Here is a 13,259-nt window from a genome sequence, read left to right on the forward strand (position 1 = left end):
ACCCTCTCAATCTATTTTTCTATTTGAGGAATGAGCCACCTCTTATTCTTCGCTTGTAACTAAAATTACCTCTTCATAATCTTTCTCAGGACCTAAAAGGCTTCCATCAGGAATAACCATTCCAGGAGCTACTACTGCACTTTCAATTCGAACATCTTTTCCAATTACACAACCTGGCATAACGACAGAATTTTTTATCATACTGCCTTCTCCGATTGTTACACCTTGGAATAATACTGAATGTGATATAGACCCTTCAACAACACACCCCTCATTAATTAGAGAGTCTTCAACGATTGCTGTAGGTGCAATATATTGTGGTGGTTGATTTGGATTAACTGAATATATGCGCCAATCACGGTCATATATATTTAGTTCACTATCTTCATTTAATAGATCCATATTTGCTTCCCATAAGCTTTTTACTGTACCAACATCTTTCCAATAACCTTTGAATGGGTAAGCAACTACCTTTTTCTTTTCTTCTAATAAAAGTGGAATAACGTCTTTACCAAAGTCATTAGTTGATTCTGGATTGCGATCATCCATCTCTAAAAACTCTTTTAAAACATTCCATTTAAAAATATAAATTCCCATCGATGCTAAATTACTCTTCGGATATTGAGGTTTTTCTTCAAATTCTATAATATCCATTTCTTCATTTGTATTCATAATTCCAAAACGGCTAGCTTCTTCAATCGGAACTTCGATAACTGAAATAGAAACATCTGCCTCTTTTTCAATGTGGTAGCCTAACATTTTACTATAGTCCATCTTATAAATATGGTCACCTGAAAGAATCAAAACATATTCAGGATGATATTGCTTTATATAATTTAAATTTTGATAAATTGCACTTGCAGTTCCTGTATACCATTTAACTCCAGAAGCTTCTGAATATGGCGGTAAAACAGTTACCCCACCATTTAATCGATCTAAATCCCATGCACTTCCAATACCGATATATGAGTTTAGTACTAGTGGTTGATATTGGGTTAGCACCCCAACAGTATCAATACCTGAATTTGTGCAATTACTTAAAGTAAAATCGATTATTCGATATTTACCTCCGAAAGCTACGGCTGGTTTAGCTAGTTCTTTTGTTAAAGAACTTAATCTACTCCCTTTTCCTCCTGCTAGTAACATTGCTACGCATTTTTTCTGAACCATTGCTGCTAATCCCCTTTCGCATTTTAACTGGACGAATGATTGTAAAACTATAGGCAGGTAATGCTATTTCAATACTGTATGGTAAACCATGATATGGTATTTCCTCTGTTTCAATGGCAGAACGATTTATTTTACTATCGCCGCCAAATTGTATATAGTCACTTGAAAGCAATTCTTTATATCGATGCTTTGCAGGTACTCCAATTCGATATTTGTCATAAGAAATTTCTCTAAAATTACAAATTATGATGACAAAATCATCTTTGTTTTTTCCTTTACGGATAAATGAAAATACACTTTGGTCTGCATTATTTGCATCAATCCATGAAAATCCATCCCAATGATTATCAACTTCATAAAGTGATTTATTTTTTTTATAAATCGATAATAATTCTTTGAAATACTTGTTCATCTTGGCATGATATTCATAATCTTTAATCATCCAATCAACTTGCTCTAAATCCTTCCACTCATCAAATTGCCCAAATTCACTTCCCATAAATAGGAGTTTCTTACCTGGATGAGATAAATAATAACCAAATAGTACTCTTAATTGAGCAAACTTATCCTCATATGTACCTGGCATTTTATTTAACAATGACTTCTTACCATGTACTACTTCATCATGTGAAAAAGGTAAAACAAAGTTTTCTGAGAAGGCATATAAAAACGAGAAAGTCATCTTATTATGATGATGCTTTCTTTCCGTTGGGTGAGTCTCCATATAAGTCAAAACATCATTCATCCAACCCATATTCCACTTAAAATTAAATCCTAATCCACCTTCGTATGTTGGTGCAGTAACCAATGGCCAATCAGTAGAATCTTCTGCAATCATTAATACTTGTGGATCATATTCAAATACCGCTTCATTTAATTTTCTTAAAAAGTTAGTTGCGAAGGGATTTTCTTCATTTCTATTTTTCCAATATAAAATATTTGCAACAGCGTCTACTCTAAAACCATCGATGTGAAAATATTCCATCCAATATAAGGCGTTTGAAATAAGAAATGATTTTACTTCTGGCTTTGATAAATCAAAATTTGCTGTTCCCCATACTTCATTTTCTCTAGCATCATAACCTTCATATTCATATGTCGGTTCACCATCAAACATGTAAAGTCCGTGAGAATCTTTACAAAAATGACCTGGTACCCAATCCATAATGACTCCTAGTCCTAGCTGGTGGCATTCATCAATAAAGCTCATTAGCTCATGAGGATTTCCATATCGACTAGTAGAAGAAAAATAACCTACTCCTTGATACCCCCAAGAACGATCATATGGATGTTCAACTAATGGTAATATTTCAATATGTGTAAAACCATGTTCTTTTACATATGGAATTAGTTCTGTCGCTAGTTCTGCATAAGTATAAAAATCACCGTTTTCTTTCTTTTTCCAAGAACCTAAATGTACTTCATAAATTAAAACTGGTTCTTCATATACAGACTTTTTGAATTTCTGTTTTCGATATTTTGCATCTTTCCATTTATACCCTGAAAGATCATAAACAATCGAAGCAGTACTTGGTCGTAATTCACTATAGAAAGCATAAGGATCACTTTTTAATAAAACTTCACCATGTTTCGTTGAAATTTCATATTTGTATATCGTCCCATGACCAATTTCGGGGATATATATCGTCCATATCCCTTGATCGTTCAACTTTTCCATTTTATGTTCAGAACCATTCCAATTATTAAAGTCCCCAACAACTGAGACACCTTTCGCATGTGGAGCCCACACTGTAAAAGTAGTTCCAACTTTATTCCCTTTTTTTACTACATGTGCCCCAAAACACTCATGGCTATGGAATAAACTTCCCTCATGGAATAAATGTACATCAAACTCAGTTGGCCGTGTCAAAAGCAACATCCTCACCTCATTACAATCTCTTAAATTCTCCTATCTCTTAATATTCTACAAATATATATATTTACCTTGTTTTTATGCAAAAAAAATTCAAAAACATTTTTTGGTAAATGAATAACCATTCATGAAAACGTTGTCATTATAGCACTTGTCGTAAAAATGTCGAATTTGTCGAACGAATATATATGTATAATTATACATCTTTTTCCTGAATTCCCTTGTAACAATTTGTAAATTTTTGATTTTTCATGAAATTTCATACATATTTCACACTTATATTTCATATAAACTTTCTATTTAAGAAGATTTGTCGAAAATTATCAGATTAAGAGGGAGAATCTTTTTTTAAAATTTTTTTAGAAACAATAATCAAATTACCTGGAAAGTTAGATGCAAAAGTACTAAAAATCTCTAAACCGATCTCAGATTTATATGGAAATATAGAAGATCAATCAACAATTCCTATTGATCAAAATAGTGACATAAAATTAACTGACTTACATATTTTTGCATTTCAACAAAAACATTTAACAATCGTAATATAATAAAAAGGATCTTCGTTTTTACGAAAATCCTTTTTGTCTTATTATTTATAATCTTATTAGAGTTGCATTCTGTCTCTTGGTGTTACATAAGAAACGAATCTCTGAAATCAAAAATACACCACATACAATTACAAAAAAAGCCACACAGCATTCCTAATATTTCAATAAAGCTACTCCATCTTTTCATTTCATTTATTTACCTCTTTCTGAATGAAGTTGGAGTGCTACTATAATGATGCCGAAACATGCTTGAAAAATGTGATGACCCTTTAAAACCAAGATTATGCGCTATTTCAGTTATGGTATCCTCAGTATCCCGCAATAATCTCTTAGCTTCTATCATTTTTAACTTATTTACGAATTCTAACGGTGATAAACCAGTGGATTTTTTAAATAATCTTTGCAAATGAAATTTACTTACTCCAACTTCAAGTGCTAAGCGATCCAATGTTAAACAGCTTCGAAATTCTTTTTCAATAAACTGTTTTGCTGATAAAATAATTTCCTCTTCATTTGAGTGAAGTAAATCAGGTTGACATCTTTTACATGGACGGTACCCATCATTAATTGCCAAAGATAATGACGGATAATATGCTACATTTTCTTTTAATGGGATTCTTGACTTACAAGAAGGTTTACAACAAATCCTAGTGGACTTAACTGCATAAATAAATACTCCATCATAGTTTTCATCGCATGATTCAACTGCATTCCACATGACCTCATTATTTAATCCACTCATTTAATCACCTCACCTTTAGCTATTCACATTTTAACACTAAGATAATGCGCTTGCTTTCAATTTCTTCTTGCTCTCTAATTTAAATAAACGTTGTTGAGGAATCATACAGTATTATGCAACATCTTTCAAAGAAGAATGAGTGATTTTGTACATATTTAAATAATCGAAAATGTACATGTTTAAGTTGACATTTATAGTTCACGTCCGTTCACTTGTTATATAAAATAAAATGGGAAAAAGGAGGGTCTTTTTAAAAGATACTTTTACTTGGTAGAAATTGAAAAGGAAGAGGTTATTATTTGAAGTAAAAAAGCACTGATAACAACGGTTTTCCACAAGTATTACATCATGCCGCCCATACATGACTAGTTATACTAGCTGACACAATTGTGAAGCTTAAAAAACCTTTATAAAATTCTATTGGTACCCCTACTGACCTCCAAAATGGTACATCATTAATACCCGAATCTATATTAAGTTGACATTTATATTGTTCCTCTACTTTTGTCACTAGACCTAGTATATCTATGTTAGAATTCATTTACACGTAACTCCATTCGTTTAACTTGTTTCTCGACAATTCAAGTATAACGAATATTGGAAGTTACGTGTTTTTTATCTAAAATTGTGTACATACCCCAACATAAAGTATAGAGCCGTATTAAAAGACAAAAAAGCTCAGTTACCTGTGTTATCACAAATAACTGAGCTTTAGATATGACCCGTACGGGACTCGAACCCGTGTTACCGCCGTGAAAGGGCGGTGTCTTAACCGCTTGACCAACGGGCCAAAAAAAATATGGCAGAGAAGAAGGGATTCGAACCCTCGCACCGGTTACCCGATCTACTCCCTTAGCAGGGGAGCCCCTTGAGCCACTTGGGTACTTCTCTATAATATGGCTCCGCAGGTAGGGTTCGAACCTACGACCACTCGGTTAACAGCCGAGTGCTCTACCACTGAGCTACTGCGGAAAAATAATTATAAATTTAATGGTGGGCCTAAATGGACTCGAACCATCGACCTCACGCTTATCAGGCGTGCGCTCTAACCAGCTGAGCTATAGGCCCATTAAATTTTATAAAAAAGCGGGTGATGGGAATCGAACCCACGACCGAAGCTTGGAAGGCTTCTATTTTACCATTAAACTACACCCGCAAAATATGGGGCGACCGATGGGAATCGAACCCACGAGTGTCGGAACCACAATCCGATGCGTTAACCACTTCGCCACGATCGCCATAAAGAGTGCCGACTAGAGGACTTGAACCCCCAACCTACTGATTACAAGTCAGTTGCTCTACCAATTGAGCTAAGTCGGCGAAATAAATATTGTTTGTTGCCATTTTTTTAAGATGGTGGCTCGGGACGGAATCGAACCGCCGACACGAGGATTTTCAGTCCTCTGCTCTACCGACTGAGCTACCGAGCCATCTTAAATGGCGGTCCCGACCGGGATCGAACCGGCGATCTCCTGCGTGACAGGCAGGCATGTTAACCGCTACACCACGGGACCATTTGGTTGCGGGGACAGGATTTGAACCTGCGACCTTCGGGTTATGAGCCCGACGAGCTACCAGACTGCTCCACCCCGCGATAATGTGGATACTATTTTATATAGTTCCATGAATATTAATTTTGTTAAGACCATCCCAATCTCAGGATGATTATGCAAGTAGCGGCTCGATTGGTATGCTGAAGTAATTTCTTCGAAGCATATTCGTTCGTGCTCCACCCCGCGATAATGTGGATACTATTTTATATAATTCCATGAATATTAATTTTGTTAAGACCATCCCAATCTCAGGATGATTATGCAAGTAGCGGCTCGATTGGTATGCTGAAGTAATTTCTTCGAAGCATATTCGTTCGTGCTCCACCCCGCGATAATGTGGATACTATTTAAATTAGATCCATTAAATTCAATTTGTTAATTTAATAAAAATGGAGGAGTAAGAGGGATTCGAACCCCCGCGGGCTGTTACACCCCTGTCGGTTTTCAAGACCGATCCCTTCAGCCAGACTTGGGTATTACTCCATTATAAGTGGTGGACCTTGTAGGACTCGAACCTACGACCGGACGGTTATGAGCCGTCTGCTCTAACCAGCTGAGCTAAAGGTCCTTAAATAAGTAGCGGCGGAGGGAGTCGAACCCACGACCTCACGGGTATGAACCGTACGCTCTAGCCAGCTGAGCTACACCGCCATAATAAATCAATTTAATTTGTCCAAGTGGAGCCTAGCGGGATCGAACCGCTGACCTCCTGCGTGCAAGGCAGGCGCTCTCCCAGCTGAGCTAAGGCCCCATGTTTTTAATGGTCGGGAAGACAGGATTTGAACCTGCGACCCCCTGGTCCCAAACCAGGTGCTCTACCAAGCTGAGCCACTTCCCGTTTAGAATTACAGGTGATACAATATGGCGCGCCCGAAAGGACTCGAACCCATAACCTTTTGATCCGTAGTCAAACGCTCTATCCAATTGAGCTACGGGCGCATATTATAAATGGTGCCGAGGGCCGGACTCGAACCGGCACGGTTGTCACCAACCGCAGGATTTTAAGTCCTGTGTGTCTGCCAATTCCACCACCCCGGCAGTATATATGGAGCGGAAGACGGGGTTCGAACCCGCGACCCCAACCTTGGCAAGGTTGTATTCTACCACTGAACTACTTCCGCATATACTGATTAACAAGATAAATGGTGCGGGTGAAGGGACTCGAACCCCCACACCGAAGTACTAGATCCTAAGTCTAGCGCGTCTGCCAATTCCGCCACACCCGCAATATTTTCTTTTTTAGAAAATGGTGAGCCATGAAGGATTCGAACCTTCGACCCTCTGATTAAAAGTCAGATGCTCTACCTACTGAGCTAATGGCTCATAAAGAGTGCCGACTAGAGGACTTGAACCCCCAACCTACTGATTACAAGTCAGTTGCTCTACCAATTGAGCTAAGTCGGCATATGGTGGAGGATGACGGGCTCGAACCGCCGACCCCCTGCTTGTAAGGCAGGTGCTCTCCCAGCTGAGCTAATCCTCCATCAAACCAAGCGACGTTCTACTCTCACAGGGGGAAACCCCCAACTACCATCGACGCTGAAGAGCTTAACTGCCGTGTTCGGTATGGGAACGGGTGTGACCTCTTCGCTATCATCACTTGATTCTTTTCTTTAGGACATTAATTATTATATCAAATTTCATTTTAAAGTCAATAACTTTTTTGAAGTTTTTTATAATAATTTTTGTACCTTCAAAACTAGATAATGTCATTATCAAACTTGTTAGTTAAGTCCTCGACCGATTAGTATCAGTCAGCTCCACGTGTCACCACGCTTCCACCTCTGACCTATCAACCTGATCGTCTCTCAGGGGTCTTACTAGCTTAACGCTATGGGAAATCTCATCTTGAGGGGGGCTTCATGCTTAGATGCTTTCAGCACTTATCCCTTCCACACATAGCTACCCAGCCATGCTCTTGGCAGAACAACTGGTACACCAGCGGTGTGTCCATCCCGGTCCTCTCGTACTAAGGACAGCTCCTCTCAAATTTCCTGCGCCCACGACGGATAGGGACCGAACTGTCTCACGACGTTCTGAACCCAGCTCGCGTACCGCTTTAATGGGCGAACAGCCCAACCCTTGGGACCGACTACAGCCCCAGGATGCGATGAGCCGACATCGAGGTGCCAAACCTCCCCGTCGATGTGGACTCTTGGGGGAGATAAGCCTGTTATCCCCGGGGTAGCTTTTATCCGTTGAGCGATGGCCCTTCCATGCGGAACCACCGGATCACTAAGCCCGACTTTCGTCCCTGCTCGACTTGTAGGTCTCGCAGTCAAGCTCCCTTATGCCTTTACACTCTTCGAATGATTTCCAACCATTCTGAGGGAACCTTTGGGCGCCTCCGTTACTCTTTAGGAGGCGACCGCCCCAGTCAAACTGCCCACCTGACACTGTCTCCGAGCCGGATCACGGCTCTAGGTTAGAATTTCAATACAGCCAGGGTAGTATCCCACCGACGCCTCCACCGAAGCTAGCGCTCCGGCTTCTCAGGCTCCTACCTATCCTGTACAAGCTGTACCAAAATTCAATATCAAGCTGCAGTAAAGCTCCACGGGGTCTTTCCGTCCTGTCGCGGGTAACCTGCATCTTCACAGGTACTATAATTTCACCGAGTCTATGGTTGAGACAGTGCCCAAATCGTTACGCCTTTCGTGCGGGTCGGAACTTACCCGACAAGGAATTTCGCTACCTTAGGACCGTTATAGTTACGGCCGCCGTTTACTGGGGCTTCAATTCAGAGCTTCTCCCGTAAGGGATAACCCCTCCTCTTAACCTTCCAGCACCGGGCAGGCGTCAGCCCCTATACTTCGCCTTGCGGCTTCGCAGAGACCTGTGTTTTTGCTAAACAGTCGCTTGGGCCTTTTCACTGCGGCTCTCCCGGGCATACACCCAAAAGAGCACCCCTTCTCCCGAAGTTACGGGGTCATTTTGCCGAGTTCCTTAACCATAGTTCTCTCGCTCACCTTAGGATTCTCTCCTCGCCTACCTGTGTCGGTTTGCGGTACAGGCACCTATTTCCTCGCTAGAAGCTTTTCTTGGCAGCGTAGAATCAGGAACTTCGGTACTATATTTCCCTCGCCATCACAACTCAGCCTTATGATGTGCGGATTTGCCTACACATCAGCCTAATTGCTTGGACGCGCATATCCAGCAGCGCGCTTACCCTATCTTTCTGCGTCCCTCCATCGCTCAAACGGAAATGAGGTGGTACAGGAATATCAACCTGTTGTCCATCGCCTACGCCTGTCGGCCTCGGCTTAGGTCCTGACTAACCCTGGGAGGACGAGCCTTCCCCAGGAAACCTTAGGCATACGGTGGACGGGATTCTCACCCGTCTTTCGCTACTCATACCGGCATTCTCACTTCTAAGCGCTCCACCAGTCCTTACGATCTAGCTTCAACGCCCTTAGAACGCTCCCCTACCACTGATACCAAATGGTATCAATCCGCAGCTTCGGTGATACGTTTAGCCCCGTTACATTTTCGGCGCAGAGTCACTCGACCAGTGAGCTATTACGCACTCTTTAAATGGTGGCTGCTTCTAAGCCAACATCCTGGTTGTCTAAGCAACTCCACATCCTTTTCCACTTAACGTATACTTTGGGACCTTAGCTGGCGGTCTGGGCTGTTTCCCTCTTGACCACGGATCTTATCACTCGTAGTCTGACTCCTATGGATAAGTCATTGGCATTCGGAGTTTGACTGAATTCGGTAACCCGTTGGGGGCCCCTAGTCCAATCAGTGCTCTACCTCCAAGACTCTAACACATAAGGCTAGCCCTAAAGCTATTTCGGGGAGAACCAGCTATCTCCGAGTTCGATTGGAATTTCTCCGCTACCCACACCTCATCCCCGCACTTTTCAACGTGCGTGGGTTCGGACCTCCATTCAGTGTTACCTGAACTTCATCCTGGACATGGGTAGATCACTCGGTTTCGGGTCTACGACCACGTACTAAATCGCCCTATTCAGACTCGCTTTCGCTGCGGCTCCGTCTCTTCAACTTAACCTTGCACGGGATCGTAACTCGCCGGTTCATTCTACAAAAGGCACGCCATCACTCGTTAACGAGCTCTGACTATTTGTAAGCACACGGTTTCAGGTTCTCTTTCACTCCCCTTCCGGGGTGCTTTTCACCTTTCCCTCACGGTACTGGTTCACTATCGGTCACTAGGTAGTATTTAGCCTTGGGAGATGGTCCTCCCAGATTCCGACGGAATTTCACGTGTTCCGCCGTACTCAGGATCCACTCAAGAGGGAACGAGGTTTCAACTACAGGGTTTTTACCTTCTTCGACGGACCTTTCCAGGTCGCTTCATTTACCCCGTTCCTTTGTAACTCCGTATAGAGTGTCCTACAACCCCAAGAGGCAAGCCTCTTGGTTTGGGCTATCTTCCTTTTCGCTCGCCGCTACTTGGGAAATCGCTATTGCTTTCTATTCCTCCAGGTACTTAGATGTTTCAGTTCCCTGGGTCTGTCCTCAGTACCCTATGTATTCAGGTAAAGATACTACTCCATTACGAGTAGTGGGTTCCCCCATTCGGAAATCTCCGGATCAAAGCTTACTTACAGCTCCCCGAAGCATATCGGTGTTAGTCCCGTCCTTCATCGACTCCTAGTGCCAAGGCATCCACCGTGCGCCCTTTCTAACTTAACTAATTTTAAAACTAATTGAATTAAACTTACGCAGTTTAATGAATGACATTATCTAGTTTTCAAGGTACAAATGTTGAGAGTGAACTCTCAAAACTAAACAAAACAATGAAGAAACATTTCATACATGAACCATCGGTTCATGATGTCTCCATAGAAAGGAGGTGATCCAGCCGCACCTTCCGATACGGCTACCTTGTTACGACTTCACCCCAATCATCTGTCCCACCTTAGGCGGCTGGCCCCTAAAAGGTTACCCCACCGACTTCGGGTGTTACAAACTCTCGTGGTGTGACGGGCGGTGTGTACAAGGCCCGGGAACGTATTCACCGCGGCATGCTGATCCGCGATTACTAGTGATTCCGGCTTCATGTAGGCGAGTTGCAGCCTACAATCCGAACTGAGAATAGTTTTATGGGATTAGCTCCACCTCGCGGTCTTGCAACCCTTTGTACTATCCATTGTAGCACGTGTGTAGCCCAGGTCATAAGGGGCATGATGATTTGACGTCATCCCCACCTTCCTCCGGTTTGTCACCGGCAGTCACCTTAGAGTGCCCAACTGAATGCTGGCAACTAAGATCAAGGGTTGCGCTCGTTGCGGGACTTAACCCAACATCTCACGACACGAGCTGACGACAACCATGCACCACCTGTCACTCTGTCCCCGAAGGGAAAGCCCTATCTCTAGGGTTGTCAGAGGATGTCAAGACCTGGTAAGGTTCTTCGCGTTGCTTCGAATTAAACCACATGCTCCACCACTTGTGCGGGCCCCCGTCAATTCCTTTGAGTTTCAGTCTTGCGACCGTACTCCCCAGGCGGAGTGCTTAATGCGTTAACTTCAGCACTAAAGGGCGGAAACCCTCTAACACTTAGCACTCATCGTTTACGGCGTGGACTACCAGGGTATCTAATCCTGTTTGCTCCCCACGCTTTCGCGCCTCAGCGTCAGTTACAGACCAGAAAGTCGCCTTCGCCACTGGTGTTCCTCCAAATCTCTACGCATTTCACCGCTACACTTGGAATTCCACTTTCCTCTTCTGCACTCAAGTTTCCCAGTTTCCAATGACCCTCCCCGGTTGAGCCGGGGGCTTTCACATCAGACTTAAGAAACCGCCTGCGCGCGCTTTACGCCCAATAATTCCGGACAACGCTTGCCACCTACGTATTACCGCGGCTGCTGGCACGTAGTTAGCCGTGGCTTTCTGGTTAGGTACCGTCAAGGTGCCAGCTTATTCAACTAGCACTTGTTCTTCCCTAACAACAGAGCTTTACGACCCGAAGGCCTTCATCGCTCACGCGGCGTTGCTCCGTCAGACTTTCGTCCATTGCGGAAGATTCCCTACTGCTGCCTCCCGTAGGAGTCTGGGCCGTGTCTCAGTCCCAGTGTGGCCGATCACCCTCTCAGGTCGGCTACGCATCGTCGCCTTGGTGAGCCGTTACCTCACCAACTAGCTAATGCGCCGCGGGCCCATCTGTAAGTGATAGCTAAAAGCCATCTTTCAATTAAGGAACAGGAGTTCCTTAATGTCATCCGGTATTAGCTCCGGTTTCCCGAAGTTATCCCAGTCTTACAGGTAGGTTGCCCACGTGTTACTCACCCGTCCGCCGCTAACTAACGGGAGCAAGCTCCCGTTAGTTCGCTCGACTTGCATGTATTAGGCACGCCGCCAGCGTTCGTCCTGAGCCAGGATCAAACTCTCCATAAAAGTTAAGTTTAAATCTTGTATTGCTCAAAAAACTAATAATTGACGTTTACTTCATGTTTTGTTTAGTTTTCAAAGTTCACACCGTCGCGTCATTCGCGACTTTTTCATATTAACATTCTCAGAAGAGCCTGTCAACATTTTTTTAAAACCTTTTTTCTTTCGACGCCGTTATCTCTTGGCGACATAAAATAATATAACATCGATAATCCATACCGTCAACACTTTTTAAACGTTTTTTTCAAAAAAAGATAAAAACTCTTTTATAATAAGAATACAAGTGTATTTGTATATTAAAAAATAGAGATGATACTTCTAATAATAACAAAGTAAATACACTAATAAAGTTCATTGAAAGCTTCCTAGTAATAACAAATTGTTTAATATCATCAATCGCCTAAAGGGGTATAAATAGATTATTCATTCTCATTGTTTGAATAACAATAAGAAAAAAGTAGAATTAACCATTCACACTATAATAGAAGATAACCACCAGCATACAATCAATCAGTAATAGAGAGAAATCCAGAATTTAACTAAATTCAAAATTCTTCAATTTCATTTCAGATAGTTTTCCATGTTAGCACTAACATTTCCTATCTCATTTATGCTATATTTACAATGAATGGGGTGGACAAAGTGGCAAAAAAGAAAAGTAGTAAAATTAATAATATAAGAACGTTTGCACTTTCATTATTATTTATTGGCTTCATTATTATGTATGGTGGTGTGTTTTTCAGAGAGCATAAGATTGTTATGACGATATTTATGCTTGTAGGATTTTTAGCCATTATTGGTAGTACAGTTGTTTATTTTTGGATCGGAATGCTGTCTACAAAAACAATTCAAGTTATCTGTCCGAATTGTAACAAAACGACTAAAATGCTTGGAAAAGTTGACATCTGTATGTATTGCAATGAGCCACTTACATTAGATCCTTCATTAGAAGGAAAAGAATTTAATGAAAAATATAATAGCAAACGAAATGCTAAACAATAGCAATAAATAAA

General features: G+C 41.8%; 5 protein-coding genes, 22 tRNA genes and 3 rRNA genes. 1 reads left to right on the plus strand and 29 read right to left on the minus strand.

The window, feature by feature from the left end; translation table 11 throughout:
- Positions 1-42 precede the first annotated feature (42 nt).
- From ACSBO6_RS17745 to ACSBO6_RS17885, 29 genes are all read right to left on the minus strand, one after another.
- A complete protein-coding gene (locus ACSBO6_RS17745; RefSeq protein WP_498843745.1) occupies positions 43-1,170 on the minus strand; it encodes a glucose-1-phosphate adenylyltransferase in 1,128 nt (375 codons plus the stop codon).
- Entirely contained in the window at positions 1,118-3,046 is a 1,929-nt protein-coding gene (gene glgB, locus ACSBO6_RS17750) for a 1,4-alpha-glucan branching protein GlgB (RefSeq protein ID WP_098848665.1), read from the minus strand. The genes ACSBO6_RS17745 and glgB overlap by 53 nt, the downstream gene beginning before the upstream one ends.
- A 741-nt stretch (positions 3,047-3,787) precedes the next feature.
- Positions 3,788-4,333: a bifunctional transcriptional activator/DNA repair enzyme AdaA gene (locus ACSBO6_RS17755; RefSeq protein WP_098848663.1), complete on the minus strand. Its 546-nt coding sequence runs from the start codon at positions 4,331-4,333 to the stop codon at positions 3,788-3,790.
- A 346-nt stretch (positions 4,334-4,679) separates the two neighbouring features.
- Positions 4,680-4,874 (minus strand): hypothetical protein, encoded by a 195-nt coding sequence (locus ACSBO6_RS17760; protein ID WP_098848664.1) that lies wholly within the window; start codon positions 4,872-4,874, stop codon positions 4,680-4,682.
- A gap of 177 nt (positions 4,875-5,051) precedes the next feature.
- Positions 5,052-5,123, minus strand: a tRNA-Glu gene (locus tag ACSBO6_RS17765).
- A 10-nt stretch (positions 5,124-5,133) separates the two neighbouring features.
- Positions 5,134-5,224 (minus strand) — tRNA-Ser (locus ACSBO6_RS17770).
- A 6-nt stretch (positions 5,225-5,230) separates the two neighbouring features.
- A tRNA-Asn gene (locus ACSBO6_RS17775) sits at positions 5,231-5,305 on the minus strand.
- Between the two features lie 19 nt (positions 5,306-5,324).
- Positions 5,325-5,401 (minus strand) — tRNA-Ile (locus tag ACSBO6_RS17780).
- 17 nt (positions 5,402-5,418) lie between these two features.
- Positions 5,419-5,489, minus strand: a tRNA-Gly gene (locus tag ACSBO6_RS17785).
- A gap of 6 nt (positions 5,490-5,495) precedes the next feature.
- Positions 5,496-5,571, minus strand: a tRNA-His gene (locus ACSBO6_RS17790).
- A 9-nt stretch (positions 5,572-5,580) separates the two neighbouring features.
- A tRNA-Thr gene (locus tag ACSBO6_RS17795) sits at positions 5,581-5,653 on the minus strand.
- 34 nt (positions 5,654-5,687) lie between these two features.
- A tRNA-Phe gene (locus tag ACSBO6_RS17800) sits at positions 5,688-5,763 on the minus strand.
- Between the two features lie 8 nt (positions 5,764-5,771).
- Positions 5,772-5,847 (minus strand) — tRNA-Asp (locus tag ACSBO6_RS17805).
- A 3-nt stretch (positions 5,848-5,850) separates the two neighbouring features.
- Positions 5,851-5,927: transfer RNA gene (locus tag ACSBO6_RS17810), tRNA-Met, on the minus strand.
- Between the two features lie 349 nt (positions 5,928-6,276).
- A tRNA-Ser gene (locus ACSBO6_RS17815) sits at positions 6,277-6,369 on the minus strand.
- Positions 6,370-6,377: 8 nt separating this feature from the next.
- A tRNA-Ile gene (locus ACSBO6_RS17820) sits at positions 6,378-6,454 on the minus strand.
- Between the two features lie 9 nt (positions 6,455-6,463).
- Positions 6,464-6,537: transfer RNA gene (locus tag ACSBO6_RS17825), tRNA-Met, on the minus strand.
- 27 nt (positions 6,538-6,564) lie between these two features.
- Positions 6,565-6,637: transfer RNA gene (locus ACSBO6_RS17830), tRNA-Ala, on the minus strand.
- Positions 6,638-6,647: 10 nt separating this feature from the next.
- A tRNA-Pro gene (locus tag ACSBO6_RS17835) sits at positions 6,648-6,724 on the minus strand.
- Between the two features lie 24 nt (positions 6,725-6,748).
- Positions 6,749-6,825 (minus strand) — tRNA-Arg (locus tag ACSBO6_RS17840).
- A 10-nt stretch (positions 6,826-6,835) separates the two neighbouring features.
- Positions 6,836-6,924 (minus strand) — tRNA-Leu (locus ACSBO6_RS17845).
- 8 nt (positions 6,925-6,932) lie between these two features.
- Positions 6,933-7,007, minus strand: a tRNA-Gly gene (locus tag ACSBO6_RS17850).
- A gap of 22 nt (positions 7,008-7,029) precedes the next feature.
- Positions 7,030-7,112 (minus strand) — tRNA-Leu (locus ACSBO6_RS17855).
- A 21-nt stretch (positions 7,113-7,133) separates the two neighbouring features.
- A tRNA-Lys gene (locus ACSBO6_RS17860) sits at positions 7,134-7,209 on the minus strand.
- Between the two features lie 8 nt (positions 7,210-7,217).
- A tRNA-Thr gene (locus ACSBO6_RS17865) sits at positions 7,218-7,290 on the minus strand.
- A gap of 3 nt (positions 7,291-7,293) precedes the next feature.
- Positions 7,294-7,369 (minus strand) — tRNA-Val (locus ACSBO6_RS17870).
- 5 nt (positions 7,370-7,374) lie between these two features.
- A 5S ribosomal RNA gene (rrf, locus tag ACSBO6_RS17875) occupies positions 7,375-7,490 on the minus strand.
- 120 nt (positions 7,491-7,610) lie between these two features.
- A 23S ribosomal RNA gene (locus tag ACSBO6_RS17880) occupies positions 7,611-10,548 on the minus strand.
- A 153-nt stretch (positions 10,549-10,701) separates the two neighbouring features.
- Positions 10,702-12,252, minus strand: a 16S ribosomal RNA gene (locus tag ACSBO6_RS17885).
- Together the 16S, 23S and 5S rRNA genes with 22 tRNA genes alongside form the textbook arrangement of a ribosomal RNA operon.
- 636 nt (positions 12,253-12,888) lie before the next feature.
- On the opposite strand from ACSBO6_RS17885, the gene ACSBO6_RS17890 reads away from it, so the two are divergent.
- Positions 12,889-13,248 carry a YgzB family protein gene (locus tag ACSBO6_RS17890; RefSeq protein WP_088014834.1) on the plus strand — a complete coding sequence of 120 codons (360 nt, stop codon included), beginning with the start codon at positions 12,889-12,891 and terminating at the stop codon, positions 13,246-13,248.
- Positions 13,249-13,259 lie beyond the last annotated feature (11 nt).

The sequence above is a fragment of the Bacillus sp. AL-1R genome (assembly GCF_052180195.1).
Classification (GTDB): domain Bacteria; phylum Bacillota; class Bacilli; order Bacillales; family Bacillaceae_G; genus Gottfriedia.

Bases quoted from the DNA above. Each gene is read 5' to 3' on its own strand.
- ACSBO6_RS17745 (WP_498843745.1), bottom strand. From the start codon at position 1,170: ATGGTTCAGAAAAAATGCGTAGCAATGTTACTAGCAGGAGGAAAAGGG.
- ACSBO6_RS17755 (WP_098848663.1), bottom strand. From the start codon at position 4,333: ATGAGTGGATTAAATAATGAGGTCATGTGGAATGCAGTTGAATCATGC.
- ACSBO6_RS17760 (WP_098848664.1), bottom strand. From the start codon at position 4,874: ATGAATTCTAACATAGATATACTAGGTCTAGTGACAAAAGTAGAGGAA.